We start from the raw sequence: 4,055 nt of genomic DNA, 5'->3' as shown, positions 1-4,055 counted from the left end.
GTGGAGATGGCGATGCCGAATTCTTTTGCGGCTCTACGAATCGTCCATCCTTGACGGAGTTTTTTGAGCACGAGTTGTTTGAAGTCTTGTGAATAGGCCATGGTGGAATTGTATCGAATAATATGTTTATTTGCTATACATGATTACTCCCCCCGCTTGACAGTTAAAAAAACGTTACGGGTGGTTGAAATTATGTTCCTTTCAATGGAAAGCAATATATCAGGCCGTCTGAAAATTTCAGACGGCCTTAAGCATGGGAAAAAGTCGGGGATCGGGTTGTAAACCCATTACTTTTTCCGTTTTGCCCGCGGATGCGTTTCGTCATATACCTTGGCCAAATGGTCGAAATCGAGCTTGGTATAAATCTGCGTGGTGGAAAGGTTACTGTGGCCGAGCAGTTCCTGCACGGCGCGGATGTCTCGGGCAGACTGGAGCAGATGGCTGGCATAACTGTGCCGCATCATATGCGGTGAAAGATGCTGCGGGCTGCCGTGCTTGAGTGCCCATTGTTGCAGGCGGCTCTGTATTTGGCGGCGGCTCAGTCGTTTGCCGAAGCGGTTGGTAAACAGCGCGGTTTCGTCCGGAACAGCCGTCCGCTCGGCAAGATAGGCGCGGACGGCCTCGATGCTTTTTCCCGCCAGCGGCACTTGGCGGTGCTTGCCGCCTTTACCGACCACGCTCACCCAGCCCTCATCCAGCAGAATATCGTGCAGATTCAATGCCTGCACCTCACCCAAGCGCAAGCCGCTGCCGTACATCAGCTCGAAAACGGCCTGATCGCGCACATCCAACACATTCTCCATATCCGCCGCACCGCTGTCGAGCACGCGGTTTAACGTTTCCTGCTCCACTGCCTTAGGCAGCCGTTCGGGCGCTTTCGGAGCCTTCAAACCCAGCGTCGGGTCGGTATCCGACAGGTTTTGCGCCAACAGCCAGCCGCAATACTGCCGCCACACCGACAATTTGCGCGCGATGCTGCGCTCGCCCGCACCCTGTTGCGAAAGCCGTTTCAGCGCGGCCAGCAATATGCTGCGCGACACGGCGGTGTTTTCAGACGGCATCAGGGTAAAAAGCTGAACCAAATCACGCCTGTAAGCGGCAAGCGTGTGCGGCGATTTGCCCTGTTGCCGCAAAGCCGACAGATAGGCTTCGGCATAAGCGGAAAACTCGGCGGCAGTCATTTCAGACGGCCTCCAATGCCCGACGCAAACCGTCGGGCAAACGGCAGACCTTCTGCCTGCCGTAGTCGAAACACACCATCCCCGTCCGCACCCGTGCAATCTCAAGGCCGTCTGAACGGGTAATGTTGTACAGCAACGCAAACCCGCTGCGCCCGATGTCCGCCACACCGATTTCCAGCCGCAGCCCGTCGCCGTGGCGCGCCTGCGCGAGATACTGCACGGCTGCATCCGCCATAATCAGCCCGCTGCCGCCCGCATCAAGTTCGGTAAAGCCCAGCGAAGCCAGCCAGCGCACGCGGGCTTCGTGGCACAGCCGCAATACGGCATCGTTGGCCAAATGCCCGCCGTAGTTGATGTCGCCGATTTGAACGCGGATTTCGGCAGTAAAAACAATATGTTCAGGGGCTGATACGGTAATGCGCGGCATAAATATTCCTTCACGGTTTTCAGACGGCCTTTGTTTTCCACCACGCCCGCCGATGCCGTCTGAACACATCAATCGGATGCTTCCGTATCGGCAGCAACCCGCCGGACACAATACAACCGATTGAATAAAATGGTTTTTTTAAAAACCAAATACCATTCCACACAACCCTAAACAACGGATTGGCTTGTTCAGACGGCATCGGCAGGATCGGTTAAACCCGTCCTGCGGCAAAGACAGTTATTATAAAGGATGCCGCCGCCGCACGATATTTCTGCCCGAACTTTGATTTCGGCAAAATTTTCCGCAGCACATCTGCGTTACAATCAAGCCGTTCCTTTTCTGAAAACGAGGTAAAAAATGAGCCGGACTTTTGAAACCGAAGAAAACACCGTAGGCAAATGCCCCGACTGTTCCGTAGAAGTCGGCACCGTGTTCGACGGAGAAGACTGCGGCGCGGACTTAATCCATGTGTACGAAACCGAAGCGCTTGCCCGCGAAGCACTTGGGTTTTACACGGAAAAAGCCCGCAAAGCAGAAAGCGAGCCTTGCGAAATCACCAGTGAAATCAATGCCGTGGACGGCGGCTATGAATTAAAGGCGCATTTTGAATTCTGCTGTCAGGCCGAAAAAGTGATTTTCCAGCTTTCCACACGCTGAAGAAGCCGTTTTTCAGTTCAGGCCGTCTGAAATTGTTTTCAGACGGCCTGTGTTCAACTGCCGTAGGTACGGTTAGCCGCCTTAAGCGGCGTAACCGTACAAACCCGCAGCCTGTCTCCCCAGCCCGTTTTCAGACGGCCTTTATCAAACCATCCGCCATTGCGTACGGTTACGCCCGTTGGGGCGGGCTAACCGTACCTACTCAATCCGACTGTACCCACGAAACCTACTTATGCAGCCCGCACTCTTTGCTGTCGGTGCTTTCCCACCACCAACGCCCCGAGCGCACGGGGTCGCCGAGTTTGACGGGGCGGGTGCAGGGTTCGCAGCCGATGCTGGGATAGCCCTGGCTGTAAAGCGCGTTGAGCGGTACGGCGTGTTTTTGCGCGTAGGCCCAGACATCGGTTTCTTCCCAGTCGAAAATCGGGTTGAACTTGGCGATGCCGCGCGCGGTGTCGGCTTCTTCAAACGGCAGCTCCGTGCGGGTGTCGGACTGGCTGCGGCGTTGGCCGGTCAGCCATGCGGGGGCATCGGACAATGCGCGGTTGAGCGGTTCGATTTTGCGGATGCGGCAGCATTCGCGGCGGCGTTCGACGCTTTCATAAATCGATGCCGCGCCGTATTCGCGCTCGAAACGTTCGGCGGAATCGGTATCCGGTGCAAACACTTCGATGCCGATGCCGTATTGTTCGTCGGTTCGGGCAATCAGCGTTTCGGTTTCGGGATTGAGCCTGCCGGTGTGCAGCGTAACGATGCGGACGGGCAGTTTCAGACGGCACAGCATATCGGTTACGACCATGTCTTCGACGGCCAGGCTGGTGGCGAACACGGCTCGGGGGAATCGTTCGGCGATGCCTTGCAAACGTTGCTCGAGCATATTTTCCAGCTCGGGCAGACGCGCAGCATCGGCTTGGCCGACGGCGGGAATTTTCCAGAATTCGGGGCGGAACAGGGACATGTTTTTTCGGTTCGGTTTGGGTTTGTGCGGTTGGCGGCATCCGTCCGGCAATCCGTTTGATGCGGCGGATTTATCGTGTTTGTGTTTGGCCGAGGCCGTCTGAAAAGTTCAGACGGCCTTATTCTGCGCGCTTCAGACGGCCTTTGAAAGGAACGGTTTTTTCTTTCGATATAACCAAATCCGAAACGGCGGGTGCAACTGGGCAAACCGTAATCCGTTTCCGGAAAATCTGTTTTCAAACCGCCGTAGGTACGGTTAGCCCGCCAAAGCGGGCGTAACCGTACAAACCGCAGCCTGTCTTCAGAAAATCTGTTTTCAACAACATTTTTTCAGACGGCCTTTACCCAGCCATCCGACACGGCGTACGGTTACGCCCGCTTGGGCGGGCTAACCGTACCTACGCGACTGTCCAATACCCGTCATTCCCGCGCATGCGGGAATCCGGTGCTGAACTTCAGAAACTTTGTTGATTCATGCGCCCGCAAATATCCACTATGGATTCCCGCATGCGCGGGAATGACGATGGCTTTCCGTTTTCAATGAAATCCTGCAAATGAAATCCTGCAAAACAGGCCGTCTGAAAATTTTCAGACGGCCTGTTTCGTGAATCACCGTAGGTGCGGTTAGCCCGCCGAAGCGGGCGTAACCGTACAAACCGCAGCCTGTCTTCGGAAAATCTGTTTTCAAAAACATTTTTTCAGACGGCCTTTACCCAGTCATCCGACACGGTGTACGGTTACGCCCGCTTCGGCGGGCTAACCGTACCTACCCGATATCTTCGCCGTGCCACAAATCCTGCTGGCTGCCCTGCGGCGGCAGGTGTCCCACGCCG

The 4,055-nt window shown here is 55.6% G+C and carries 4 protein-coding genes; 1 reads left to right on the top strand and 3 read right to left on the bottom strand.

Features of this window, described 5'->3' with window-relative positions; all coding sequences use genetic code 11:
- Positions 1-287 precede the first annotated feature (287 nt).
- A complete protein-coding gene (locus tag ACEYDX_RS09325) occupies positions 288-1,181 on the bottom strand; it encodes a tyrosine-type recombinase/integrase (RefSeq protein WP_373741748.1) in 894 nt (297 codons plus the stop codon).
- 1 nt (position 1,182) lies between these two features.
- On the bottom strand, positions 1,183-1,608 hold the full coding sequence (locus ACEYDX_RS09320; RefSeq protein WP_373741749.1) for an acyl-CoA thioesterase: 426 nt from the start codon (positions 1,606-1,608) through the stop codon (positions 1,183-1,185).
- A gap of 357 nt (positions 1,609-1,965) precedes the next feature.
- Here ACEYDX_RS09320 and ACEYDX_RS09315 point away from each other — a divergent pair, with 357 nt between their 5' ends.
- Positions 1,966-2,265: a YfcZ/YiiS family protein gene (locus tag ACEYDX_RS09315; protein WP_373741747.1), complete on the top strand. Its 300-nt coding sequence runs from the start codon at positions 1,966-1,968 to the stop codon at positions 2,263-2,265.
- 226 nt (positions 2,266-2,491) lie between these two features.
- Here the strand turns inward: ACEYDX_RS09315 and ACEYDX_RS09310 are convergent, their stop codons facing one another.
- On the bottom strand, positions 2,492-3,223 hold the full coding sequence (locus ACEYDX_RS09310) for a phosphoadenylyl-sulfate reductase (protein ID WP_373741746.1): 732 nt from the start codon (positions 3,221-3,223) through the stop codon (positions 2,492-2,494).
- Between the last annotated feature and the right edge of the window lie 832 nt (positions 3,224-4,055).

This window comes from Neisseria sp. (assembly GCF_041804105.1).
In the GTDB taxonomy this organism is placed as follows: domain Bacteria; phylum Pseudomonadota; class Gammaproteobacteria; order Burkholderiales; family Neisseriaceae; genus Neisseria.
This window is presented reverse-complemented; position numbering and strand designations above follow the sequence as displayed.

Coding starts and splice junctions, on each gene's coding strand:
- ACEYDX_RS09325 (WP_373741748.1), bottom strand. CDS start 1,181: ATGACTGCCGCCGAGTTTTCCGCTTATGCCGAAGCCTATCTGTCGGCT.
- ACEYDX_RS09320 (WP_373741749.1), bottom strand. CDS start 1,608: ATGCCGCGCATTACCGTATCAGCCCCTGAACATATTGTTTTTACTGCC.
- ACEYDX_RS09315 (WP_373741747.1), top strand. CDS start 1,966: ATGAGCCGGACTTTTGAAACCGAAGAAAACACCGTAGGCAAATGCCCC.
- ACEYDX_RS09310 (WP_373741746.1), bottom strand. CDS start 3,223: ATGTCCCTGTTCCGCCCCGAATTCTGGAAAATTCCCGCCGTCGGCCAA.